The following is a 21,628-nucleotide window of genomic DNA, read 5'->3' as shown; positions in this document are numbered from 1 at the left end:
CGCTCTCGTCTCAGCCCGGCCTGGACCGGCCGGGGCTCCGCGCGCTCCGGCGGCGCGGAGCCGGCGTGTCAGGCGCTGCGGCCAGGGGCCGTGCCGCCGAGATGGAACACCCGGTGCGGGACCAGCTCGCCGCGCTCCACGTCGCCCACGGCGACCAGGATCCCGGCGCAGGTCGCGAAGGCCTTGCCCTCCACCGGGGCGTCGCGGCCCCGCAGGATGACCGACTGCCCCCGCATCAGGCGCAGGCCCAGATCGCGCGACACCGCGACCTCCGGGATGGCGTCGAGGGCCGTCTCCACCGGTCGCAGGTAGGCGAGGGCCGCCTCGGGGCTGCCGTCGGTCAGGGCCGAGACCGGGCAGGCCTCGGCTTCCGAGAAGGGTCCGACGCGGGTCCGGCGCAGGGCGGCCACGTGGCCGTAGCAGCCGAGCATCCGGCCGAGATCGCGGGCCAGCGCCCGCACGTAGGTGCCCTTGCCGCACTCCGCTTCGATCACGGTGCGCTCGCCGTCGTGCTCGACGATGGCGAGTCGGTCGATCTGCACCGGCCGGGCGACCAGCTCCACGGTCTCGCCCTCGCGGGCGAGGTCGTAGGCGCGCTCGCCCTGGATCTTGATGGCCGAGTAGCGCGGCGGCACCTGCTCGATCGCGCCCACGAAGGCCGGCAGCGCCGCCTCGACCGCCGCCCGGTCCGGGCGGGCGTCGCTCGTCGCGACGGGACGCCCCTCGGCATCGTCGGTGTCGGTCTCGATGCCCCACTGGACGGTGAACCGGTAGGCCTTGCGGCCGTCCATCACGAACGGGACGGTCTTGGTCGCCTCGCCGAGGGCGATCGGCAGGATGCCGGAGGCCAGCGGGTCGAGGGTGCCGGCGTGGCCGGCCTTCTTGGCGTTGAAGGCGCGCTTCACCACCGCGACCGCGTGGGTCGAGGTCATGCCGACATGCTTGTCGAGGATCACCCAGCCCGAGACGTCCCGGCGCTTCGGCCGGTCCGGACGCGGCCCGCGCTGCGGACGGCGCCCCTCCGGCCCGCGGCGCTCAGCGCTCGGCGGGGGAGCCTGGCGCTCGGCCGGCGGAAAATCTTCCATGGAAACCGTCATGTCCGCGTGTCCCCCGGGGTCGATGCCCCGTCCCTTTCTGCTTGGTATCGGGACTCAATGCCCCGTCCCGGTCTCCGGTTCGTCGTCCTCGGGCCCGGACTCGAGGTCCCGCTGGACCCGCTCGTCCCGCAGCAGCCGGTCGATGCGCGCGGCCTCGTCGAAGGTCTCGTCCCGCCGGAACCGCAGTTCCGGCGCGAATTTCAGGTTCACCCGCCGGGCCACCTCCTGGCGCAGCACCTTCCGGTGGCGCTCCAGGGCGGCGATCACCGGCGCCTCGTCGAGGCCGCCGAGCGGCATCACGTAGGCCGTGGCAAGCTTCAGGTCCGGCGACATCCGCACCTCCGGCACGGTCACGACATGCGTGCCGAGCACCGGATCCTGGATATCGCCGCGCTGCAGCACCTCGGCCAGCGCGTGGCGCACGAGTTCGGCCACGCGCTGCTGGCGCTGCGAGGGGCCGGTGGAGGTCGGTTTCTGGGCCATTCTGTCTCGGGCCGGCCCGCCGGAGCGGACGGCGCACGTCCTGAAAAAAGAAAAGACGGCCGCGGCAGGTGCCGCGGCCGCCCTGTCCGGATGAGTCCGGAGCGTCAGAGGGTGCGGCGGATCTCCTCGACCCGGTAGCACTCGATCACGTCGCCCGCGCGCATGTTCTCGAAGTTCTCGAAGGCCATGCCGCACTCCTGACCGGAGGTGACTTCCTTCGCGTCGTCCTTGAAGCGCTTGAGCGTCTTGAGCTTGCCCTCATGGATCACGACGCTGTCGCGGATGAGGCGGACATGCGCGCCGCGCTCCACGATGCCGTCGGTGACGCGGCAACCCGCGACCTTGCCGACCTTGGAGACCTCGAAGACCTCCTGGATCGTCGCCTCGCCCAGGCGCTCCTCGCGGAGCGTCGGCGGCAGCATCCCCGACAGCGTGGCTTTGATGTCGTCCACGAGGTCGTAGATGATGTTGTAGTAGCGGATCTCGATGCCCGCCCGCTCGGCGGCCTCGCGGGCCTCCTTGTGGGCGCGCACGTTGAAGCCGATGACGACGGCCTTCGACGCCTGCGCCAGGGTGATGTCCGACTCGGTGATGCCGCCGACGCCGGCCAGGAGGATGCGGGCCGCGACCTCGTCGTTGCCGAGCTTCTCCAGGGCGCCCGAGATCGCCTCGACCGAGCCCTGCACGTCGCCCTTGATGACGACCGGCAGCTCCTTGCGGCCGGCGCCTTCCTTGAGGTCGCGCATCATGTCGACCAGCGAGCGGTTGGCACCGCCGGTCCGCGCGTTCTGGCGCTCCCGCTTCTGACGGGCGCGGTACTCGGTGACCTCGCGGGCGCGGGCCTCGTTCGGCACCACGATCACGCGGTCGCCGGCATCCGGCGTGCCGTTGAAGCCCAGCACCTCCACCGGCACCGACGGCCCGGCGTACTGCACGTTCTCGCCGAGATCGTCGATCAGGGCGCGCACGCGGCCCCACTCGGCGCCCGCGACGACGATGTCGCCGGTGAACAGGGTGCCGCGCTGGACCAGGACCGTGGCCACGGGGCCGCGGCCGCGGTCGAGCTGGGCCTCGATGACCGTGCCCTCGCCGTCGCGCTTCTCGTTCGCGCGCAGGTTCATGATCTCGGCCTGGATCTGGATGCCCTCCAGGAGCTGCGGCAGGCCGGCGCCGGTCTTGGCCGAGACCTCGAACTCGAGGGTCTCACCGCCCATCGACTCGACCTGGATGTCGTGCTGCAGCAGCTCCGTACGGACCCGCTCCGGCTTGGCGTCCGGCTTGTCGATCTTGTTGACCGCGATGATCATCGGGACACCGGCCGCCTTGGCGTGCTGGATGGCCTCGATGGTCTGGGGCATGACGCCGTCATCGGCCGCTACCACGATCACCACGATATCGGTGACCTTGGCGCCGCGGGCGCGCATCGACGTGAACGCCGCGTGGCCCGGGGTGTCGATGAAGGTGATCATGTCGCCGGAGGGCGACGCGACCTGATAGGCGCCGATGTGCTGGGTGATGCCGCCGGCCTCGCCCTCGACCACGTTCTCCTTGCGGATCGCGTCGAGCAGCGACGTCTTGCCGTGATCGACGTGGCCCATGATGGTGACCACCGGCGGACGGGGATCGAGATCCTCCTCCAGATCCGGCTCGTCGGAGGAGAGGCCCTCCTCGACGTCGGACTCGGCGACGCGGCGCACCGTGTGGCCGAGTTCCTCGGCGATGAGCTGGGCGGTGTCCGAGTCGATCACGTCGGTGATCTTGTGGATCTGGCCCTGCTTCATCAGCAGACGGATCACGTCCACGGCCCGCTCCGACATGCGGTTGGCGAGTTCCTGGATGGTGATCGTCTCGGGGATCGTCACCTCGCGGGACAGCTTCTCCTTCTGCTCCACGTGGCCGCGGCCGCTCATGCGCTGCTGGCGGCGGCGGAACGAGGCGACCGAGCGCGTGCGCTCGTCCTCGCCCGAGGTCGCGTTGGCGATGGTCAGGCGGCCGCGGTTGCGGTCGCCGCCCGGGGATTTCGGGGTCTTCGGCGGCGCGATGATCTTGAGCGGCATGCCGGGACGGCGGATCACCCGCTTGGTCTCGGACTCGTCCTCGTTGGTCTGGGCACCGCGACCGGCGGGGCGCGCCGCGGCCCCTGCGCCGGCGGGACGCGCGGCGGTCGCCGGCGTCGCGCTCTTCTCGGGCTCGGGCGCCGGAGCCGGACGGGCCATGAAGTTGAGGTCGCGCGGCTTGCGCGAGTCGGCCGTGATGGTCTTGCGCGGCTCGCCCGTGGAGGGGCGCGGCGTCAGCGGCGGGCGCGGAGCGGCCGGAGCCGCCGCGGAGGCCGTCGGGCGCGCGGCGGCCGGACGGGCCGCCTCGGGCTGACGGGCCGGCGCTGCCGCGGGGCGCGCCGGCGCCGCGGCGGCGGGGCGGGCAGCGGCCGGCTGGGCCGGCGCCTCGGCCGGACGGGCCGGTGTCGCGGCGGGGGCATCGGCCGCGGGTGCGGGTGCAGGGGCGGCGGCCTGAGCTTCGGCGGCCTTGGCAGCGTCAGCCGCCGCGGCAGCGGCGGCCGCAGCCGCGGCCTTGCGCTCCTCGTCCTCGCGACGGCGGGCCTCGGCGGCCTCGCGCTCGCGGCGGGCCTGCTCCTCGGCCTCGCGACGGCGCACCTCGGCCTCGGCCTCCACCTTGCGGCGGGCCTCGGCCTCGCGGCGCTGCGCGTCGGCGAGGGCGGCGGCGCGGGCCGCACTCTCCTGCTCGCTCAGGGTGCGCAGGACGACCCCCGAAGCGGCGCGCTGCGCCGGACGCGGGGCCGGCGCCGTCGGCGCGGGGGCCGCCGGGCGTGGGGCCGGCGCGGGTTCACGGGCAGGGGCGGCCGGCGCCGCACCGATGACGCGGCGCTTCACCGTCTCGACCACGACCTGCTTGGAGCGGCCATGGGAGAAGCTCTGACGCACGGTGCCCGCCTCGATCGGCCGCTTGAGGCCGAGCGGCTTCGGGGAAGTCCGGTTCAGAGTCTTGTCGCCCGGGTTGTTCGTATCGCTCATTCAGCCTGAACCCTGAGGGTTTCCATCGTCCCGTGAACCGACACCCGGTGGCGCCGGTCAAAATAGTCCTGCGTCGTCAACGTGAGGCTTCGTCGATCCCGCCGATTCGGGCTGGATCGGGCTCCCCGGTCGCCGCGGCGGCGCCCTCGAAGGAGCGTAGCCGACGCCAACGCGACAGGCAGCCGGCGGCTCCGGCTCCTGCGACGAGCGCAGCGTGTATCACATGATCCCGACCTAAGGCCATGTCCAATTCGTCCTCGGACAGGTCATCGATGATCGGGATCCTTGACATGGCCCCGCCGTGGCGCCTGTGCAAGGCCGACGCGATCTTGCGCCGGCCGTCCGGGCTCGCCTCGGCGGCATGAATTACCGCAATGGCGCCCGGCTGCCCGCCGATCGCGGCCTCGACCTTCGAGAAGCCCGCGACCACGCAGCCCGCCTTGTTGGCCATGGCGATGGCCTGTCGCAGGTCGTCCCGCAGCCCGGCGGCGATCCGGTCCGGCAGGTCGGGGGCGGCCGGGGTCGGCCCCTTGAACGCCCGCGAGAACAGGTTCTTCCGCACCGCGGTCGCGACCGCCTCGCGCCGGGCGCTGATCCAGGCGCCGCGGCCCGGAAGCTTGGCGCGCAGGTCGGGCACGACGCTGCCGTCCGGCCCGCGCACGAACCGGATCATCGCGTCCGGCGCCTGGACGACGCGCGTGACGATGCAGGTCCGCTCGGGCGAGCGGCGGCCGGGGCCGGCATCGAGCCCCCCGGCATCCAGCCCGTCCTCGGGCAGGGTCGTGTCGACCACGACCATCGCGCCTCCGCCGCCGGCGCCCGCCTCAGGCCTCGGCCTGCGCGGGGGCGGCCTCGTCGCCCTCGGCCGCCTCGGCACCCTCCTCGGCCTCCGGCTCCGGCAGGGCCTCGATCCAGCCGGCCTTCAGGCGGGCGGCCATGATCAGGGCCTCGGCCTCGGCGCGGGACAGGTCGAACCCGTCGAGGTAGCCGGCGTGGCGCACGGCCTCGGGACCGCGGCCCTCCGTGTAGCCGACGAGGTCGTCGGTGGCGCAGCCCGCCAGATCCTCGACGGTCTTCACGTCGTTCTCGCCGAGGGCGACCATCATGGGCGTGGTGATGCCCTCGATCTCGCGCAGCTCGTCGGCGACGCCGAGCTCGGTGCGGCGGGCGTCGTGCGCCTGCTCGATCCGGGCGAGGTGGTCCTGGGCGCGGGCCTGGATCTCCGTGCCGGTCTCCTCGTCGAGCCCCTGGATGCCGGAGAGCTCCTGGATGTCGACGTAGGCGATCTCCTCGACGTTGCGGAAGCCTTCCGCGGCGAGCAGCTGGCCGACGGTCTCGTCGACGTCGAGCGCCTCCATGAACACCTGGGTCCGCTCGGCGAACTCCTTCTGGCGGCGCTCCGATTCCTCGGCCTCGGTCAGGATGTCGATGTCCCAGCCGGTGAGCTGCGAGGCGAGGCGCACGTTCTGGCCGCGGCGGCCGATCGCCAGCGACAGCTGGTCGTCCGGCACCACCACCTCGATGCGGTCGGCCTCCTCGTCGAGCACCACCTTCACCACCTCGGCGGGCTGGAGGGCGTTGACGATGAAGGTCGCCTCGTCCTCGGACCACGGGATGATGTCGATCTTCTCACCCTGCAGCTCGCCGACGACGGCCTGCACGCGAGATCCCCGCATACCCACGCAGGCGCCCACGGGATCGATGCTGCCGTCGCGCGAGATCACCGCGATCTTGGCGCGCGAGCCCGGATCGCGGGCCACCGCCTTCACCTCGACGATGCCGTCGTAGATCTCCGGCACTTCCTGGCCGAACAGCTTGGCCATGAACTGCGGGTGCGAGCGCGACAGGAAGATCTGCGGGCCGCGCACTTCCGAGCGCACGTCGAACAGGTAGGAGCGGATGCGGTCGCCCGGCCGGAAGGTCTCGCGCGGGATCATCTCGTCCCGGCGCACGATGCCCTCGCCGCGGCCGAGGTCGACGATGACGTTGCCGTACTCGACCCGCTTCACGATGCCGTTGAGGATCTCGCCGATGCGGTCCTTGTACTCGTCGAACTGGCGGGCGCGCTCGGCGTCGCGCACCTTCTGGACGATGACCTGCTTGGCCGACTGCGCGGCCACGCGGCCGAAATCGAAGGGCGGCAGGGTGTCGGAGATGACGTCGCCGACCAGCGCGCCCGGGTTGTAGCGGCGGGCCTGGTCGAGGGTGATCTCGCGGGCGTCGTTCTCCACCTGATCGACGACCAGGAGGTGGCGCGAGAGGCGCAGCGCCCCGGTCTTCGGGTCGATCTCGGCGTGAACGTCGGTCTCGGCGCCGTAGCGCGAGCGGGCGGCCTTGGCGATCGCCTCCTCCATCGCGTCGATCACGATGGAGCGGTCGATCACCTTCTCGCGGGCGACCGCGTCGGCAATCTGGAGGAGTTCGAGCCTGTTGGCGCTGACGACGGCCATCGGTGTCGGTCCTTCTCTTCCGTCAAATCTTCGGGCCGGCCGCCGGGCGGCCGGCGCGGGGGTCTCAGTGCAGGGAGTCGCGGTCCTTGAGCCGGGACGCCTTGGTCACGACCGGCTTCTTCGGGCCGGTCCGGGCCTGTTTCTGGGGCTTGGCCGCGGGGCTGGCCTTGCGGGGGCCCTTCGGCTGGAAGGGCGCGCGCGCCGGCGGCGCGCTCTCCGCGGCGTCCTCCTCGTCCTCGGCCTCGTCGGCCTCGTCCGTGGCGGGCGGCCCGCCGCGGCGCAGCGACTCGCGGATCAGCTCGTCGGTGAGGACGAGATGGGCCTCGGCGAGGTCCTTCAGCGGCAGGTCGATGCGGCTCGGCAGCCCTTCCTTCACGTCGGGCAGGTCGATCGGGACGGTCGCGCCCGTCGGGTCCGGCGCGCCGAGGATGCCGCGGAAGCGCTTGCGCCCGTCCAGCGGCGGGCTCAGCTCGACCTTGGCCTCGTAGCCGGCCCAGCGGGCGAAGTCCGAGACCCGCACCAGCGGCCGGTCGATCCCCGGCGAGGACACTTCGAGGTTGTAGGCGCCGCCCACCGGGTCGTCGACGTCGAGGATCGGCGAGATCGCGCGGCTCACCGCCTCGCAATCGTCGATCGTGAAGGTGCCGTCCGGCCGCTCCGCCATGATCTGCACGGTGCAGCCGTTGACGTTGGACATCCGCACCCGGACCAGCCGGAAGCCGAGGCCCGCGAGCGGCCCCTCGATCGCCTGCGCGACGCGCGCGGCGACTCCGGCCTCGCGGACGAGGCGCTTCTCGGACAGATCCGCTTCAATCTCGGACGACATGGGTGTTCAGCGCGCAACCTTCGCGGCGTTCTGCCTGGCCGCCCGCGGCGTGGGGCCTCGTGCGGCGAGAGGGTGTGCGGCGAAAAAAAAGAGCGGACCCGGTGGGGCCCACTCCCGAACCGCAGCCTCTCGACTGCCATCAGAACTGTTGGGAGCTAGATAGCGGCCCTCGGCCCGGAGCGCAAGGTGGATCCGCCGCGCCGCGCGAGCCCGCTCGTCCCCAGCTCCGCCTCATCCTTCGATGTCGCGCTTCGCGGCCACCTCAGGATGAGGGGATCGGTCGAAGATCGGCCGCGTCTCAGCCGCTGCGCGGCACCCGCCCCTCCAGCGGATAGGCCGGATCGTTGTAGCCCGGCGTTGTCGGATGCCCCGCGGCCACGAACCCGTCGACCAGCGCCTCGTCCTCCGGGGTGAAGGCGTAGTCGAGGGCGCCGAGATATTCCTGCCACTGCGCCTCCGTCCGCGGCCCGGCGATGACGCCGGTGACGAGGCGGTTGTTCAGCACCCACGCGGTGGCGAACTGGCCGGCCGTGATGCCGCGGGCCTCGGCGTGCTCCCTCAGGGTCCGGGCGATGCGCAGGGATTCCGGGCGCCACTCGGTCTGCATCATCCGGGCGTCCTGGCGGCCGGCGCGCGACTCGGCCGGCGGCGGCGCGTCGGGGTCGTACTTGCCGGTGAGCACGCCGCGCGCGAGCGGCGAGTACGGCACGACGCCGAGCCCGAAATGCGCGCAGGCGGGCAGGTGCTCGGTCTCGGGCATCCGGTTGAAGGCGTTGTAGTAGGGCTGGCTCACCACCGGCCGGTCGATCCCGGCCTCGTCGCAGAGCCGGCAGATCTCGGCGACCCGCCAGGACCGGTGATTCGAGACGCCGAAATGGCGGATCTTGCCCGCCCGCACGAGGTCGGCGATCGCCCGGACCGTCTCGGCCAGCGGCGTGTCGTGGTCCTCCTTGTGGACGTAGTAGATGTCGATGAAATCCGTGCCGAGGCGGCGCAGGCTGTCCTCGGCGGCCTTCATCACGTGGACCCGCGAGAGGCCGCGGTCGTTGACGCCCGGCCCGGTCGGGTTGGCGACCTTGGTGGCCAGGACCCAGGCGTCGCGCTCGGCCCGGATCGCCCGGCCGGTGATCTCCTCCGAGCGGCCCTCCGTGTAGACGTTAGCCGTGTCGATGAAGTTGATCCCGGCCTCCCGGGCGCTGGCGACGACGCGGCCGGCCGTGGCCTCGTCGGTGGGGCCGCCGAACATCATCGTGCCGAGGCAGATCGGCGAGACCTTGAGGCCCGAGCGGCCGAGCGTGCGATACTGCATGGGATCCCTCCAACGTCCGTCGTCCCGCTATCTCGCCGCGGGAACGGCGCGGTCAACCACAACACAGGTCAACGCCGCCCTGTAACCCGCGAACGCCCGCGGCGAACCGACCCGTGACGGCACCGATGGCCCGGGCAGCCGTTCCCGCCGGTGGCCCGGGCCATCGGCGCGGCGCCGTCGTCCACCGCGAAGCTTCCGTTCGGACCCATGATCGATCGCTCGGCCGCCGCCCTCGGCATCCCCCTCCCCTGGCTCGACCGGGCCGGCCGCCTCTCCTGGCTGAAGCTCGCGGTGTTCGCGTGCTGCGTCGCGCCCGCGCTCTACCTCGCGGCCGCCTACCGGCTCGACGCCCTCGGGGCGAAGCCGATCACCGCGCTGATCCACGCCACCGGCGAGTGGGCCGTGCGCTTCCTGCTCTTCTCGCTGGCGATCTCGCCGCTGCGCCGCCTCGCGGACTGGCCGAAGGTCCTCGTCGTGCGGCGCATGCTCGGCGTCACCGTGATGGCCTACGCGGTGGCCCATCTGACCCTCTACGCCGTCGACCAGAACCTGATCCTCACCAAGGTGATCTCCGAGATCGCGCTCCGGCTCTACCTGACGATCGGCTTCGTGGCCCTGATCGGCCTGATCGCCTTAGGGTTGACCTCCACGGACGCGGCGATCCGCAACCTCGGCCCGAACTGGAACCGCCTGCACCGCCTCACCTACACGATCGCCGTGGTGGCCCTGGTCCACTACTTCCTGCAGTCGAAGATCGACGTCACCGACCCGGTCTTCTCGGCGGGCCTGTTCCTGCTGCTGATGGGCTGGCGGGTGATGCGGCGCTTCCAGTGGCCGGAGCGGCCCTGGTCGCTCCTCCTCCTGGCGATCGTCGCCGGGCTCGCGACCGCCGGCCTGGAGGCCGCGTGGTACGGCCTCGCCAGCGGTGTGCCGGCCAACCTCGTCCTCGCCGCCAACCTGGACTTCTCCGGGCCGATCCGGCCGGCCTGGTGGGTGCTGGCCGTCGGCCTGTCGCTCCCGCTCGTGGCGCTCGTGCGCGGCCCGAAGGCCCCGGCACCGGGCAGGCGACCGGCCCAGGCGGCCCGCCGGGAGCCTATCCGGGAGCCCGTCCGGGAGCCCGTCAGGGAGCCCTTGTCGCCGTCGGCCTGATGCCGCAGAACCCGCTCCCGGTCCTCCGCCGCCGGCGGCCCCGGGCCCAGCGGAGCTTTCGAGACGCCATGCGCGGCACGCCTCTCCTGATCGCGGGCTTGCTCGCGCCGACCCTCGCCTTCGCGACGCCCGCGAAGCCGGCCGCCAAGGCGGCGCCCGCCGCGCCGCCGCCGGCCGCCGCCGCCGCGCCGGCAGCCGCGGCCTGCACGCCGCCCGCGCCGCCGCCGGCCTCCGCGCGCCCGGCCAAGCCGGAGCTGCCGCCGAAGCCCGCCTGCCTCGACGCCAAGGAGGGCTGCCCGGGCTGGGAGGCCTACAGCTACAACGACGCGATCAAGGCCTATAACCTGCAGGCGCAGGCCTTCCGGCCGATCGCCGAGGCCTACCTGCAGAAGCTCAATGCCTACGTGAAGGCGAGCGCGGACTACGCCCAGTGCGAAGTGAACGCGATGCAGAAGTAGCCGGCTGAACGGCGGCCGACACCGCGGCTCGGAGGCGGTTCAGGCGCCCGGTCGCATCCTCCGGCGATGATGGCCGCGATCCCCGCGCGCCCGCTCACGCCGAGGCCACCGTGCCCGCACGTCGTCTCCTCTTACGAACCGGCTTCTGCGCCCTGCTCCTCGCCGCCGGCCCGGCCCTGGCCGCCGATTTCGACGGCCCCTACCCGCCGCACGGCGACGGCGGGCCCGCCCAGGACGACGAGCCGGAGCGCCGGCCACCGCCGCCCCCGCCCCCTCCGGGACCGCGGCCCGAATCCGAAGTCCGCGGTCCCCGCTTCACAGCGGCGCCCCCAGAAGCGTCCCCGGAGGCGTGCCGGGAATTCGTGCGGCGGCGCTTCGGTCCGGACGGGGAGCCGGTGCTGCGACGGGTGCGGGTCTGCGACGAGCCGGTCGTCGACCGCGGGCCGCCGCCGCCTCCCCCGCCGCCGGAGGACATCCCGCCCCGTCGCTGGGGCGGGCCGCGCTGGTAGCGCGGGAATCCGGCTCAGATGCGGGCCGGCGCCTTCCTGAGGGCGGCCGCGAAGGCCTTGAGCTGGCGGTTCAGGTCCGCCAGCTCGTTCAGCGCGATGGTCTTGTGGCCGTCGCGGACCGCGCGCTCGATATCCTCGACCTGCAGGTCTACGAGGCGGCGGATGGCGGTGGCGACTTGTTGTCGGGTCATCGATTCGAGCGTCTCGTCCGAGCGTCCTGGCGGGCCTCAACGGACGGCCGGTGCGCGGCCGTCGACACGTTTCGGTGATAGGCCGGTAGGCTTAACCGATGGTGTCCGCGGCCCCGCCGTTCACAGGGGATCGGGCCCTAGCGACGCTCGCGCATCTCGCTGCGGCGCATCGGCATCGCGTCGATGGTGGCGAACAGCCTCTGCGGCGCGATCGGCGCCGCTTCGGTGATCTTGGCACCCCCGTCCTTGCCGACCAGGACCGCGCGGAAGCTGTCCGCGGGCAGGCCGAGGCGCTCGCGCAGGGCCCGCGCCTCGGCCCCCGCGCCGACCGCTTCGAGCACCACGAGGTCGCGCTCGGCGACGCCGGTGCGGACCGAGGCCAGCGCCGCCCGCTGCGCCCGGAGCTGCGCGTCCCCGGCCTCGGGCGCCGACAGCACCAGCACCCGCGCCCGGTCGCGATAGCCGTCGAGGGGACCGGCCAGGGCGGCCCCCGCCGCCATAGCTGCCAGCCCGAGTCCCAGTGCCGTCTCCCGCATGCAACCGCTCCGCGCTCTCGAGTCGGGACAACGCGCGACTCGAGAGCGCGGAGCGGCGGCGCGTTTGCCTCGCGGGCCCGGCGCCCCAGATCGGGGCGGAAGCCCGTGTCCCGGAGTCCGGAATGACCACCGCCATGAACCGCCGCATCGTCCTGGCCTCGCGCCCGCACGGCGAGCCGCGGCCCGAGAATTTCCGCCTGGAGGAGGTGCCGGTGCCGCAGCCCGGACCCGGCCAGGTCCTCCTGCGCACCCGCTGGCTGTCGCTGGACCCCTACATGCGCGGCCGGATGAGCGACGCGAAATCCTACGCGGCGCCCGTCGAGATCGGCGCGCCGATCACCGCCGAGACGGTGGGCGAGGTGGTCGCCTCCAACCACCCGGATCACGCCGTGGGCGACCTGCTGACGGCCTTCGCGGGCTGGCAGGAGTACTTTGTCACCGACGCCAAGGGCTCGCGCAAGGTCGACCCCGACGCCGCCCCGCCCTCCACGGCGCTGGGCGTGCTCGGGATGCCGGGCATGACCGCCTATACCGGCCTCCTCAACATCGGCCGGCCGAAATTCGGCGAGACCGTCGTGGTGGCCGCCGCCGCCGGCCCCGTGGGCTCCCTGGTCGGCCAGATCGCCAAGATCCACGGCGCCCGCGCCGTCGGGATCGCGGGCGGCCCCGAGAAGTGCCGCTACCTCACCGAGGAGCTCGGCTTCGACGCCGCGATCGACCATCGCGGGTCCGACCTGCCGGGCGCGCTGGCGGCCGCCTGCCCGAAGGGCATCGACGTCTACTTCGAGAATGTCGGCGGCGCGGTCTTCGCCGCCGTGCTGCCGCTGCTCAACCCGTTCGCGCGGATCCCGGTCTGCGGCCTCGTCTCCGCCTACAACGCCACCGAGGTGCCCCCCGGCCCGGACCGCCTGCCCGGCCTGATGCGCGCGGTCCTGACCAACCGGCTGCACATCCAGGGCTTCATCGTCTGGGACTTCGCCGAGCAGGCGGACACGTTCCGCAAGGAGGTCGCCGGCTGGATCCAGGACGGGCGCGTCCGCTACCGCGAGGACGTGGTCGAGGGGCTGGAGAACGCCCCGGACGCGTTCATCGGCCTGTTGAAAGGTCGGAATTTCGGCAAGCTCGTCGTCCGCGTCGCCTGAGAGCGGCTTGCTGCCCAAACGGAACGGATATAGAACAAATCGATCCGTCGGCGCTGCGGAAAGCGGGCACAAGCCCGCCCCACCGGTTGCCGCTCTGGAGGCCCGGGCGCATGGTTCGCGCGCCGCCGGGCAGATGCCCTGTGAGATCCGTACGACTAGGAGAGAGCGATGGCGGGCAGCGTCAACAAGGTGATTCTGGTGGGCAATCTCGGGCGCGATCCCGAGATGCGCCGCCTCGGTTCGGGCGACCCGGTCTGCAACCTGCGGCTCGCGACGTCGGAGTCGTGGAAGGACAAGGCGACCGGCGAGCGCAAGGAGAAGACCGAGTGGCACTCGGTCGTGATCTACAACGACAACCTCGCCCGGGTGGCCGAGCAGTACCTGCGCAAGGGCTCGAAGGTCTACATCGAGGGCCAGCTCCAGACCCGGAAGTGGACCGACAATTCCGGCGTCGAGAAGTACACGACCGAGGTGGTGCTCCAGCGCTTCCGCGGCGAGATGACGATCCTCGACGGGCGCGGCGGCGGGGGCGGCGACTTCGCCGGCGAGGACGAGGGCGGCGGCCAGATCAGCCGCGGCGGCGACTTCGGCGGTGGCCGGGGTGGTGATCGCGGCGGTGATTTCGGCGGCGGTCGCGCCCAGGGCGGCGAGCGGCGTCCGGCCCCGGCCTCCTCGGGTGGCGGCGGTGGCGGTGGCAGCCGCGGCGGCTACGACCTCGACGACGACATCCCCTTCTAGGACCGCCCGCGATCCGGAGGTCCTGTACCGTCACCCGGGTCGGCCTTCCCGACCCGGGTGACGCGGACATCTGGGCTGCGTTAGCGCAGCCGTTTCAAGGCAGCATCCCGGGACCGCGCGGCGGTGCCCGGGATCCAGATCCGCCGGCGCAGATCTCGGGCCGCCCGCCTTCGGCGCCCCGGAGCGCCGCCGCTCAGCCCTTGAGCTGCCGGTTGCAGGCCGAGTAGTAGCCGCCGCCCTTCTCGATCCACTTCATGCCGCCCAGCGTGCCGGCAGCCTTCGCGGCGTTGTAGCTGTCGAGGCAGGTGTGCATCCGGGCCTTGCCGGCCGATTCCTTGGCGTATTTCGGATCGACGGCGCGGGGGAACGTGGCCGACGCCGCGGCGGCGGACGTCGTCCCGGCGCGCGGGGCGGCCGGCGGCGCGGCCGGAGCGGTCGTCGCGGTCGGCGAGACAGGGTTCGGCGCAGTCGTCGGGGCGTTGTCGGCCGCCGCACCGCACTCGGCCTTGCGGAAGTCGTTCCACTTCTGGCCGTTGAGCGTGCCGGCCTGCTTGGCGGCCTGATACTTGACCGAGCAATCCTTCGCGGAGAGCGCGGCGGCCGGCGCGGCGCCGGCCACCAGGCCGGCGATCATAAGGGATGCAAATACATAGCGACTCATGACGAAGAATCTCCGGGACACTATGTTGCGTCCCGAAAGAGATTAATACGGCTCTATGCCGTCGTGAATATGGGTTTGTCCGTTCCAGGGGACAACGCGATGGCCGAGCACTGACCCGGCACCGGCCGGCCGCGGATCCGGATCGCGCGCGGCGGGCCGAGCTCTGGACGCGGCGACCCCAACTCGGGTCGCCGACGCGGATCACCAGCCGCCGTAGGACCGGCGCGGGCCCTCGTAGCCGCCGTAGCCGCCGTAGCCGCGGTCGTAGCCGCCGTAGCCGGGCCGGCCGCCGTAGGGCCCCCGCGGTCCGCCCCAGCCCCAGCCACGATCGTTCGGCCGGCAATGGCCCCAGGGATTGGGATGGAAGCCCGGACCGCAGCCTCCGGCCACGCGCTCGATCACCGATCCGGCATCGGGCGGCCCGTAGCCGAACGGCGCCGCGTTGGCCGTCGTGGTGGTCGCGAGAGCCGCGGCGGCCACCGCGACGAGGCCGATCACCTTGGCGCGCATCATGACACGATCTCCTGAACCTGCGGCCCGGACGCGCCGGGCCGATGACAGGAGGATGCGCCGGCCGCTGTGAACCCGGACAGGCTCGGGCATTCATCAAGCCGACACTCTCGGCCGGGCCTCCGCGCGGCGGGTCGGTCAGGCGGCCTGGAGCTGGATCGGCGCCGGTTCGGGCGCCCGCGAGCGCGCGAAGAGGTCGGCGCCGACCGTTTCGCCCGCAGCCCTGACCAGCGTGGCCTCGTCGCAGGAGCGCGCGACCTTCAGGCCGAGCGCCTCGAGCCGCGCGTGCTCGGCGCAGTAGGCGGCGATCCGGGCGCGGCCGTAGGCCGGCATCGGCGCGAGCAGCCGGTCGCGCTCCGCGTCGTCGGCGCGGAACAGGGCCGAGATCAGCTCGATCGGAACCGGATACCGCGCCAGGGCGCTCGGGTGGGGTCGGTTGCCGTCGCGCGCCATGGGTGCCTCTCCGCTTCGCTGTGCGGTGGAAGGTTCGGCAACCATAGTTAACGATCAGTTGTGATCGCGGCGGGAGCCCCGGTGAGCCGCCCCGCGGCGCCTCAGCGGCGGGGCGGGCTGACCCAGGTTCCGCCGGCGGCGCGATCCGACTCCGGCGCCGCGAACGGGGGTCGCGCGTCCGCCCAGCGGGCGACCGGGTCCGCGGCCGGCGCGATCGAGCCCGTCGTCTCGGGGTCCGTCCAGACGGGGGCGCCCGCGGCGACCAGCGCGGGTGACGCGGACGGATCCGGCAGGTTCCGCTCGTAGCCGGCGACGACCGCCGCGAGGGCGATCGCCACGAGGACGAACGCTAGACCGTCGACGATCATGGAGCCGAGTCTCGGCATGGTGCCCGCGCCTGTTGACCAAGCCTCCGGGCTACGGCGGCAGGGTTAACGAACCCTGTCCGAACCCTGTCCGAACTCGGCGGATCGGGCCGACGCGTTCAGATGTTGCGGGCGCCGCGCAGCGTCTTCAGGCCGATTCCCGTCGACTCGAAGCCGCCGTCGACGGCGAGCTGCTGACCGGTGATGTAGGAGGCGCGCTCCGAGCAGAGGAACACGATCGCCTCCGCGAGCTCCGTCTCCAGCCCGTAACGGCCGAGCGGGACGGCATCGTGGTAATCCGCCCGGATCTCGGGGCTGTGCACCGCCTTGGCCATCGCGGTGTCCACCGGACCGGGGGCGACGGCGTTCACGCGGATCCCGTACTGCGCCAGCTCGGCGGCCTGCTGCTTGGTGAGCTGCGCGAGGCCCGCCTTGCTGGTGCCGTAGGCGGTGCGGAGCGTCGAGGCGCGCAGGCCCGAGATCGAGGTGATGTTCACGATGGCGCCGCCGCGCTCGGACAGGAGCGGGACGGCCGCCTGCGTGCACAGGAACGGGCCGGACAGGTTGACGGCGAGCACCCGCGACCAGTCGGCGAAGGTGGTCTCGGTCAGCGGCTTGAAGATCGCGATGCCGGCATTGTTGACCAGGGCGTCGAGGCGGCCGAACCGGTCTGCGACCTGCTGGATCGCCGCCGCCACCGCCTCGGGCTCGGAGACGTCGGCCGTCACCGCGAGCGTGGCTTCCGGACGGCCGAGCCGCTCGGCCGCCGCCGCCGCGCCCGGGCCGTCGATGTCGAGAAGGGCGACGTTCCAGCCGTCGGCGAGGAAGCGGGTCGCGGTGGCGAGGCCGATGCCGCGGGCGGCCCCCGTCACCAACGCGGTCCGGGCCTGGGCGTCGCTCATGGTCGTCTCCGTCGGGATCGGCGGCGCCCGGATGGCGCGGGTCAGCGTTCGGGTCCGCGGCGGTGCCATCACCGCGCGCCGGACCCGGGCGGCCTGCAGGGCCGTCCCGCCGTTGTGAACCGATCCGCCCTCAACGTCTGATGGATCGCGCGCGCCCCGTCGAGGGTCTGCCCGAACATCCGCCCGGCGATGACCCGCGTCAGCGAAGCGGCCCGGGAGCGCCACGCCCGGCGGATGTCCCGCGGGTCCGGGGCACGTCGCAGCGCTCGGGACGACGGCGTGGTGCCGCCGCAAAGAGCGGCGACGGGTGCGGGATCAGAGCATCGGCATCCCGCCGGTGACCGGGACCAGCGCCCCGGACATGTAGCTGCCCTCGCGGGAGGCGAGCAGCACGTAGGCCGGCGCGAGTTCCGCGGGCTGGCCGGCGCGGCCGAGCGGCGTCTGCGCACCGAGCTGCTCCATCTGCTCCGGGCTCTTCACGATCGGCTGGATCGGCGTCCAGACCGGCCCGGGGGCGACGCAGTTCACCCGGATGCCCTGCGGCGCCAGCAGGTTCGACAGGCCGATGGTCAGGCTCGCGATCGCGCCCTTGGTGGCGGCGTAGATCAGCATGTTCGGCCCGGCGACCTTGGCCTGCACGCTGGTGCTGTTCACGATCGCGCCGCCCGGCTTCATGTGCGGCACCGCCGCCTGGGCGAGGTAGTACATGGCGAAGACGTTGGCGCGGAACGAGCCCTCGATGTCGGACGCCGCCAGATCGTCGAGGCCCTCGTTCACCACCTGGGCGGCGGCGTTGTTCACGAGGATGTCGAGGCGCCCGAAGGCCGCGACGGTGCGCGCCACGAGATCCTGGCACCGGGCCTCGTCGCGGATGTCGCCGGGGAGAAGCAGGCAGCGGCGGCCGGCCTTCTCGACCCAGGCCTTCGTGTCCTCGGCATCCTCCTGCTCGGCTTCGAGATAGGAGATCGCCACGTCGGCGCCCTCGCGGGCGTAGGCGATGGCCACCGCCCGGCCGATGCCGGAATCGCCGCCGGTGATCAGCGCCGCCTGACCCGTGAGCAGGCCTTTGCCGACGTAGCTCTCCTCGCCGTGGTCGGGGCGCGGCGTCATCTTCGTGGTGAGGCCCGGGCGGGTCTGCTGCTGGTCGCCGGGGAAGGGCGGCCGGGGGCCAGCCTCGCGCGGGTCCTGGGTCATCGGGTGCGGCTCCTCGGCTTGGGACCCGCAGGATCTAGGGCCGTCGCCGCGGCCACCGCCTGCGCCCGGGGGTCACAGGCGGTGGCCGCGACCGGGCCGTCTCAGAAGGCCCGGTTGCGGTTGGCGTGCGGGCCGCCGTAGCGGCGGCGCAGGTAGGACACGACCTTGGGAAGCAGGAAAGCGATCAGGATCTTGCGCATCGGGGCTCGCTCACGTCACGGGTTCGTGAGCGGGCAATGCTCGGACCGCGCCGCAGTTCCGCGCCCGGTCACAGCTCCAGCGTGAGGGTCACCGGGGCGTGGTCGGAGGGGCGCTCCCAGGCGCGGGCCTCGCGCAGCACCTCGACCTTGCGGACGGTCCCGGCGAGGTCGGGCGACACCCAGGCGTGGTCGAGACGCCGCCCCTTGTTGGCGGCCGACCAGTCGGGGGAGCGGTAGCTCCACCACGTGTAGATCTTCTCCGGCTCCGGGGTGAGGTGGCGCGCCGCGTCGATCCAGCCCGCCTCCCCGCGCAGCACCTCCAGGGCCTCGGTCTCCACCGGCGTGTGGCTGACCACGTCGAGGAGCTGCTTGTGCGACCAGACGTCGTGCTCCAGGGGCGCGACGTTGAGGTCGCCCACGAGGATCGCCGGCCCGGAGACGCGCCTGCCGCCCCAGGCGCGCAGTTCGGACAGGAAGTCGAGCTTGTGGGCGAATTTCGGGTTCAGGTCGCGGTCCGGCACGTCGCCGCCGGCCGGGACGTAGAAATCGTGCAGCACGATCCCCGAGGCCGCCCCGGCCTCCGGCCCCAGCACCGCCGAGATGTGGCGGGCGTCCTGACGCTCGCAGAAGCCCATCACGGCGCGGGTGTGCAGGGGGAAGCGGGAGAGGATCGCGACGCCGTTGTAGCCCTTCTGGCCGGCGAACATCACGTGCTCGTAGCCCGAACCGCGCAGGGCCTTCAGCGGGAAGGCGTCGTCCGGGCACTTGGTCTCCTGGAGGCAGAGCACGTCCGGTCTGTGCTCGGCGAGGAAGCGCAGCACGAGGTCGATGCGCAGGCGCACCGAGTTGATGTTCCAGGTGGTGACGGTGAATTGCACGGGCGGCGCTGGGGTTCTGACGGCGTTGCGCTCCGATAGCCGATTTCGCGGCCCGCGACAGTCCGCTCACCGCCCGCCCGGCGAAAGGCCGTGCGCGCCCGGCCGGCAGGCGCTATGTCCGGGCCCTGCCCTGTCCCGGGCCCCTCGTCGAGGCCCGTCATGGCGCACGCCCGCTCGCTCCTGTTCGCCGTCTACTGGGCCGCCTGGACGACCCTGTTCCTCGCGCCGCTGGCGATCTTCCTCCTGTCCGGATCGCCCCAGCGGCCGATCCGCAGGGCGACGCGGCTCTGGGCGCGCGGGATCCTGGGCGGGCTCAGGCGCATCGTGGGGCTGCGCTACGTCGAGGAGGGCCGCCAGCACCTGCCGGACGAGCCCTGCCTGATCGTCGCCAACCACCAGTCGACCTGGGAGACGCTGGCCTTCCTGGTCCTGGTGCCGGACGTGGCGATCGTCGCGAAGCGGGAGCTGCTGGCGATCCCGGTGGTCGGCTGGTTCCTCCGACGCTCGCCGATGATCGTCATCGACCGGGCCAAGGGCACCCAGGCCCTGCGCACCATGATCGACGGCGGTCGGGAGGCGGTCGCGGCGGGGCGGTCGGTCCTGATCTTCCCCGAGGGCACCCGCGGCGCGATCGGCGAGCCGCTCCGCTTCAAGCGCGGCGTCGAGTTGCTCTACGGCCGTCTCGGCTTGCCGGTGGTGCCGGTGGCGCTCAATTCCGGCCTGTTCTGGCCCGGGGGCGCGGCGACCCGGTCCGGCACGGTGGTGGTGAGCTACCTCGCGGCCCTGGCCCCCGGCCTGTCGACCGCGGAGTTCCTGCACGGGACGGAGGGCGCGATCGATCAGGAGTTGAACCGGTGGCGGCCCGGCGACGCGGCCGGGCTCGGCGCCCCCTGACGGGGCGACCCCGTCACTTCTGCGATTGCTGGATCTGCTGCTGCATCGCCTTGTCCTCGGACCGTCCGTAATTGATGAAGAACAGGCTGCCGTCGACGCTCTTGCCCTTCTGCAGGTTCGAGAGCGTCACCGTGGTGACGTAGCCCTGCGGGTCGGTGATCCGCCACTGCGACAGGGTCTTCATCTCGGCGTCGAAGAACAGCTGGATCTTCGAGGTGCCGCCGAGGGTGGCGCGGTCCTCCAGGCTGATGCGGACGCTGCCCGGATCGCTCGCCACGTCGGTGACGGTGAGGTCGCGGGCGAGGTCGATCTTCTCGCGCAGGAGGAATTTCAGCGGCGTCTGGGCGATGAAGTAAAGGTCCTGGGTGTTCAGCTTGCGGTCGCGCACCGCCACCGAGGTCCCGTCGGCGACCACCTCCAGCGGCGAGGGCTGGTCGTAGTCGAAGCGCAGGCGGCCGGGCTTGACGAGCGTCAGCTTGCCGCCGATCCGGCGGCCGTCGGCGCCGATCTGCACGAAATTGCCCGTCAGGGTGTTGATGCCGTTGAAGTAGGCGTTAGCCTGCGCCAGCAGCGCGGCGGGATCGGCCGAGTCGGCGGTGACGATCGCCGTCGGCGCGCCCACCGCCGCGACCTTCGGCTCGGGCGCCCTGTGGTCGGCCTTGTCGGCGGCCTTGTCGCCGCCCTTGCCGGACTTGGCCGTGCCGGGCTTCGTCTCCTTGCTCGCCTCCTTGGCCTTGGGCGCGGCCTTCTTGGCCGGCGCAGGGGCCGCCGGGGCGGCCTCCGGCTGCGGGGCGGGCTCCTCCTTGTGGCCGAACAGGCTGTCGATGAAGGCGCCGACCTGCGCGTGGGCCGGGTTGGCTGTCGCGAGCCACAGCCCGGCGGCGATCACGGAGCCGGCTGTGCGGGTGCGGCGGCCGATCATCGGCAGAGTCTCCTGAGGAGCCGCGGGCAAGCTCCGGCGGCGAAACAGAGGTGGGCGGGCCGCTGCGGACGCCTTGCCGTCCCCTCGTCTTCGCGATCGGAGCGAGGCAATCCAGGTGCACCACGATACCGGAGGTCGCGCTACTCTGGGTTGCTTGGCTCCGCTCGCAGAGACGGGGCGGGTTTCGCAGCCCCCTTTTAGAACCTCGCCCTGTGGCGAAGATGCGACGTCCGGGCCGCCCCGTGGCGAGGCGGCCCGGACAGCGTCTCACTCGTCGTCGTATATCCCGGCCGAGCTGTGCGTCGCCCCGGCGACCAGGATCTCGCGCTTGCCGGCGTGGTTGGCCGGGCCGACGATGCCCTCGATCTCCATCCGCTCCATGATGGAGGCGGCGCGGTTGTAGCCGATCTGCAGGCGGCGCTGGATGTAGCTCGTCGACGCCTTCTGGTCGCGCAGCACCACCTCGATCGCCTGCTTGTAGAGGTCGTCGGAGTCGCCGCCGCTCGCCGCCGCGAAGGCGCCGATGTCGAAGACGGGGGCCTCCTCCTCGGGCTCGTCGGACCGCTCGGCCTTGTCGGCCGCGGCCGCCTTGCCCCGGCCGGACCGGCCGCCCTCCTTGGCGGGCTCCTCGGGCGAATCGTCGGCGGTGACGGCGTCGAGGTAGCTGGGGCGGCCCTGGCGCTTGAGGTGGGCGACCACGCTCTCGACCTCGCTGTCCGAGCAGAACGGCCC

24 protein-coding genes are annotated in these 21,628 nt (G+C 72.7%); 6 read left to right on the top strand and 18 right to left on the bottom strand.

Annotation, left to right across the window (positions count from 1 at the left end; all coding sequences use genetic code 11):
* Window positions 1-68 precede the first annotated feature (68 nt).
* The 7 genes from truB to ACQKQD_RS13700 form a co-directional block, all read right to left on the bottom strand.
* Window positions 69-1,085, bottom strand: coding sequence for a tRNA pseudouridine(55) synthase TruB (truB, locus tag ACQKQD_RS13730; RefSeq protein ID WP_056525771.1), 1,017 nt, complete (start codon window positions 1,083-1,085; stop codon window positions 69-71).
* Between the two features lie 66 nt (window positions 1,086-1,151).
* Window positions 1,152-1,580: a 30S ribosome-binding factor RbfA gene (rbfA, locus tag ACQKQD_RS13725; RefSeq protein WP_020092715.1), complete on the bottom strand. Its 429-nt coding sequence runs from the start codon at window positions 1,578-1,580 to the stop codon at window positions 1,152-1,154.
* Between the two features lie 104 nt (window positions 1,581-1,684).
* Window positions 1,685-4,609, bottom strand: a complete 2,925-nt coding sequence (infB, locus tag ACQKQD_RS13720; RefSeq protein ID WP_427508620.1) for a translation initiation factor IF-2 — start codon at window positions 4,607-4,609, stop codon at window positions 1,685-1,687.
* A 76-nt stretch (window positions 4,610-4,685) separates the two neighbouring features.
* The gene (locus ACQKQD_RS13715) at window positions 4,686-5,408 is read right to left on the bottom strand and encodes an RNA-binding protein (RefSeq protein WP_427508619.1); all 723 of its coding nucleotides are present in this window, start codon (window positions 5,406-5,408) and stop codon (window positions 4,686-4,688) included.
* Window positions 5,409-5,433: 25 nt separating this feature from the next.
* Window positions 5,434-7,059, bottom strand: coding sequence for a transcription termination factor NusA (gene nusA / locus ACQKQD_RS13710; RefSeq protein WP_091679718.1), 1,626 nt, complete (start codon window positions 7,057-7,059; stop codon window positions 5,434-5,436).
* Window positions 7,060-7,123: 64 nt separating this feature from the next.
* On the bottom strand, window positions 7,124-7,885 hold the full coding sequence (gene rimP / locus ACQKQD_RS13705; protein WP_091679719.1) for a ribosome maturation factor RimP: 762 nt from the start codon (window positions 7,883-7,885) through the stop codon (window positions 7,124-7,126).
* 298 nt (window positions 7,886-8,183) lie between these two features.
* The gene (locus tag ACQKQD_RS13700) at window positions 8,184-9,194 is read right to left on the bottom strand and encodes an aldo/keto reductase (protein ID WP_427508618.1); all 1,011 of its coding nucleotides are present in this window, start codon (window positions 9,192-9,194) and stop codon (window positions 8,184-8,186) included.
* A gap of 207 nt (window positions 9,195-9,401) precedes the next feature.
* Here ACQKQD_RS13700 and ACQKQD_RS13695 point away from each other — a divergent pair, with 207 nt between their 5' ends.
* From ACQKQD_RS13695 to ACQKQD_RS13685, 3 genes are all read left to right on the top strand, one after another.
* Entirely contained in the window at window positions 9,402-10,343 is a 942-nt protein-coding gene (locus ACQKQD_RS13695) for a sulfite oxidase heme-binding subunit YedZ (RefSeq protein WP_427508617.1), read from the top strand.
* 68 nt (window positions 10,344-10,411) lie between these two features.
* Window positions 10,412-10,801, top strand: a complete 390-nt coding sequence (locus tag ACQKQD_RS13690; protein ID WP_427508616.1) for a hypothetical protein — start codon at window positions 10,412-10,414, stop codon at window positions 10,799-10,801.
* 110 nt (window positions 10,802-10,911) lie between these two features.
* Window positions 10,912-11,310, top strand: coding sequence for a hypothetical protein (locus tag ACQKQD_RS13685; protein WP_427508615.1), 399 nt, complete (start codon window positions 10,912-10,914; stop codon window positions 11,308-11,310).
* A 14-nt stretch (window positions 11,311-11,324) separates the two neighbouring features.
* On the opposite strand, the gene ACQKQD_RS13680 is transcribed toward ACQKQD_RS13685, so the two are convergent.
* Together ACQKQD_RS13680 and ACQKQD_RS13675 are read right to left on the bottom strand one after the other, a co-directional pair.
* Window positions 11,325-11,501: a hypothetical protein gene (locus ACQKQD_RS13680; protein WP_012320668.1), complete on the bottom strand. Its 177-nt coding sequence runs from the start codon at window positions 11,499-11,501 to the stop codon at window positions 11,325-11,327.
* 137 nt (window positions 11,502-11,638) lie between these two features.
* Window positions 11,639-12,037 (bottom strand): DUF4174 domain-containing protein, encoded by a 399-nt coding sequence (locus ACQKQD_RS13675; RefSeq protein WP_056525756.1) that lies wholly within the window; start codon window positions 12,035-12,037, stop codon window positions 11,639-11,641.
* A 122-nt stretch (window positions 12,038-12,159) separates the two neighbouring features.
* Between ACQKQD_RS13675 and ACQKQD_RS13670 the strand changes: the two genes are divergently transcribed.
* The gene (locus ACQKQD_RS13670; protein WP_100251347.1) at window positions 12,160-13,179 is read left to right on the top strand and encodes an NADP-dependent oxidoreductase; all 1,020 of its coding nucleotides are present in this window, start codon (window positions 12,160-12,162) and stop codon (window positions 13,177-13,179) included.
* 168 nt (window positions 13,180-13,347) lie between these two features.
* The gene (gene ssb / locus ACQKQD_RS13665; RefSeq protein ID WP_020092725.1) at window positions 13,348-13,917 is read left to right on the top strand and encodes a single-stranded DNA-binding protein; all 570 of its coding nucleotides are present in this window, start codon (window positions 13,348-13,350) and stop codon (window positions 13,915-13,917) included.
* Window positions 13,918-14,110: 193 nt separating this feature from the next.
* Here the strand turns inward: ssb and ACQKQD_RS13660 are convergent, their stop codons facing one another.
* The 7 genes from ACQKQD_RS13660 to xth form a co-directional block, all read right to left on the bottom strand.
* Window positions 14,111-14,578, bottom strand: coding sequence for a hypothetical protein (locus ACQKQD_RS13660; protein ID WP_091679723.1), 468 nt, complete (start codon window positions 14,576-14,578; stop codon window positions 14,111-14,113).
* A 201-nt stretch (window positions 14,579-14,779) separates the two neighbouring features.
* A complete protein-coding gene (locus ACQKQD_RS13655) occupies window positions 14,780-15,091 on the bottom strand; it encodes a GCG_CRPN prefix-to-repeats domain-containing protein (RefSeq protein ID WP_132367129.1) in 312 nt (103 codons plus the stop codon).
* A 135-nt stretch (window positions 15,092-15,226) separates the two neighbouring features.
* Window positions 15,227-15,541 (bottom strand): hypothetical protein, encoded by a 315-nt coding sequence (locus ACQKQD_RS13650; RefSeq protein ID WP_056525743.1) that lies wholly within the window; start codon window positions 15,539-15,541, stop codon window positions 15,227-15,229.
* A 101-nt stretch (window positions 15,542-15,642) separates the two neighbouring features.
* Window positions 15,643-15,909, bottom strand: coding sequence for a hypothetical protein (locus ACQKQD_RS13645; protein ID WP_427508614.1), 267 nt, complete (start codon window positions 15,907-15,909; stop codon window positions 15,643-15,645).
* 116 nt (window positions 15,910-16,025) lie between these two features.
* Window positions 16,026-16,808, bottom strand: coding sequence for an SDR family NAD(P)-dependent oxidoreductase (locus tag ACQKQD_RS13640; protein WP_091679793.1), 783 nt, complete (start codon window positions 16,806-16,808; stop codon window positions 16,026-16,028).
* A 315-nt stretch (window positions 16,809-17,123) separates the two neighbouring features.
* Entirely contained in the window at window positions 17,124-18,002 is an 879-nt protein-coding gene (locus ACQKQD_RS13635; RefSeq protein WP_427508613.1) for an SDR family oxidoreductase, read from the bottom strand.
* Between the two features lie 268 nt (window positions 18,003-18,270).
* Complete coding sequence (xth, locus tag ACQKQD_RS13630; RefSeq protein WP_091679731.1) at window positions 18,271-19,080, bottom strand: exodeoxyribonuclease III; 810 nt, start codon at window positions 19,078-19,080, stop codon at window positions 18,271-18,273.
* 159 nt (window positions 19,081-19,239) lie between these two features.
* On the opposite strand from xth, the gene ACQKQD_RS13625 reads away from it, so the two are divergent.
* Window positions 19,240-19,974 carry a lysophospholipid acyltransferase family protein gene (locus tag ACQKQD_RS13625; RefSeq protein ID WP_056525732.1) on the top strand — a complete coding sequence of 245 codons (735 nt, stop codon included), beginning with the start codon at window positions 19,240-19,242 and terminating at the stop codon, window positions 19,972-19,974.
* 13 nt (window positions 19,975-19,987) lie between these two features.
* Here ACQKQD_RS13625 and ACQKQD_RS13620 read toward each other — a convergent pair whose 3' ends face one another.
* Together ACQKQD_RS13620 and ACQKQD_RS13615 are read right to left on the bottom strand one after the other, a co-directional pair.
* Window positions 19,988-20,896: a LolA family protein gene (locus ACQKQD_RS13620; RefSeq protein ID WP_427508612.1), complete on the bottom strand. Its 909-nt coding sequence runs from the start codon at window positions 20,894-20,896 to the stop codon at window positions 19,988-19,990.
* A 267-nt stretch (window positions 20,897-21,163) separates the two neighbouring features.
* Window positions 21,164-21,628 (bottom strand): DNA translocase FtsK (locus ACQKQD_RS13615; RefSeq protein ID WP_427508611.1); only part of this gene is annotated, 465 nt, incomplete at its 5' end.

The organism is Methylobacterium sp. NPDC080182, from assembly GCF_050281105.1.
Classification (GTDB): domain Bacteria; phylum Pseudomonadota; class Alphaproteobacteria; order Rhizobiales; family Beijerinckiaceae; genus Methylobacterium.
The sequence above is the reverse complement of the archived record's forward strand: the minus strand, read 5'-3'. Positions and strand labels throughout refer to the sequence as shown.

What these genes read in the sequence shown, in the direction of transcription:
- truB (WP_056525771.1), bottom strand. Translation starts at nt 1,085, where the DNA reads ATGGAAGATTTTCCGCCGGCCGAGCGCCAGGCTCCCCCGCCGAGCGCT.
- rbfA (WP_020092715.1), bottom strand. Translation starts at nt 1,580, where the DNA reads ATGGCCCAGAAACCGACCTCCACCGGCCCCTCGCAGCGCCAGCAGCGC.
- infB (WP_427508620.1), bottom strand. Translation starts at nt 4,609, where the DNA reads ATGAGCGATACGAACAACCCGGGCGACAAGACTCTGAACCGGACTTCC.
- ACQKQD_RS13715 (WP_427508619.1), bottom strand. Translation starts at nt 5,408, where the DNA reads ATGGTCGTGGTCGACACGACCCTGCCCGAGGACGGGCTGGATGCCGGG.
- nusA (WP_091679718.1), bottom strand. Translation starts at nt 7,059, where the DNA reads ATGGCCGTCGTCAGCGCCAACAGGCTCGAACTCCTCCAGATTGCCGAC.
- rimP (WP_091679719.1), bottom strand. Translation starts at nt 7,885, where the DNA reads ATGTCGTCCGAGATTGAAGCGGATCTGTCCGAGAAGCGCCTCGTCCGC.
- ACQKQD_RS13700 (WP_427508618.1), bottom strand. Translation starts at nt 9,194, where the DNA reads ATGCAGTATCGCACGCTCGGCCGCTCGGGCCTCAAGGTCTCGCCGATC.
- ACQKQD_RS13695 (WP_427508617.1), top strand. Translation starts at nt 9,402, where the DNA reads ATGATCGATCGCTCGGCCGCCGCCCTCGGCATCCCCCTCCCCTGGCTC.
- ACQKQD_RS13690 (WP_427508616.1), top strand. Translation starts at nt 10,412, where the DNA reads ATGCGCGGCACGCCTCTCCTGATCGCGGGCTTGCTCGCGCCGACCCTC.
- ACQKQD_RS13680 (WP_012320668.1), bottom strand. Translation starts at nt 11,501, where the DNA reads ATGACCCGACAACAAGTCGCCACCGCCATCCGCCGCCTCGTAGACCTG.
- ACQKQD_RS13675 (WP_056525756.1), bottom strand. Translation starts at nt 12,037, where the DNA reads ATGCGGGAGACGGCACTGGGACTCGGGCTGGCAGCTATGGCGGCGGGG.
- ACQKQD_RS13670 (WP_100251347.1), top strand. Translation starts at nt 12,160, where the DNA reads ATGACCACCGCCATGAACCGCCGCATCGTCCTGGCCTCGCGCCCGCAC.
- ssb (WP_020092725.1), top strand. Translation starts at nt 13,348, where the DNA reads ATGGCGGGCAGCGTCAACAAGGTGATTCTGGTGGGCAATCTCGGGCGC.
- ACQKQD_RS13660 (WP_091679723.1), bottom strand. Translation starts at nt 14,578, where the DNA reads ATGAGTCGCTATGTATTTGCATCCCTTATGATCGCCGGCCTGGTGGCC.
- ACQKQD_RS13655 (WP_132367129.1), bottom strand. Translation starts at nt 15,091, where the DNA reads ATGATGCGCGCCAAGGTGATCGGCCTCGTCGCGGTGGCCGCCGCGGCT.
- ACQKQD_RS13650 (WP_056525743.1), bottom strand. Translation starts at nt 15,541, where the DNA reads ATGGCGCGCGACGGCAACCGACCCCACCCGAGCGCCCTGGCGCGGTAT.
- ACQKQD_RS13645 (WP_427508614.1), bottom strand. Translation starts at nt 15,909, where the DNA reads ATGATCGTCGACGGTCTAGCGTTCGTCCTCGTGGCGATCGCCCTCGCG.
- ACQKQD_RS13640 (WP_091679793.1), bottom strand. Translation starts at nt 16,808, where the DNA reads ATGAGCGACGCCCAGGCCCGGACCGCGTTGGTGACGGGGGCCGCCCGC.
- ACQKQD_RS13635 (WP_427508613.1), bottom strand. Translation starts at nt 18,002, where the DNA reads ATGACCCAGGACCCGCGCGAGGCTGGCCCCCGGCCGCCCTTCCCCGGC.
- ACQKQD_RS13625 (WP_056525732.1), top strand. Translation starts at nt 19,240, where the DNA reads ATGGCGCACGCCCGCTCGCTCCTGTTCGCCGTCTACTGGGCCGCCTGG.
- ACQKQD_RS13620 (WP_427508612.1), bottom strand. Translation starts at nt 20,896, where the DNA reads ATGATCGGCCGCCGCACCCGCACAGCCGGCTCCGTGATCGCCGCCGGG.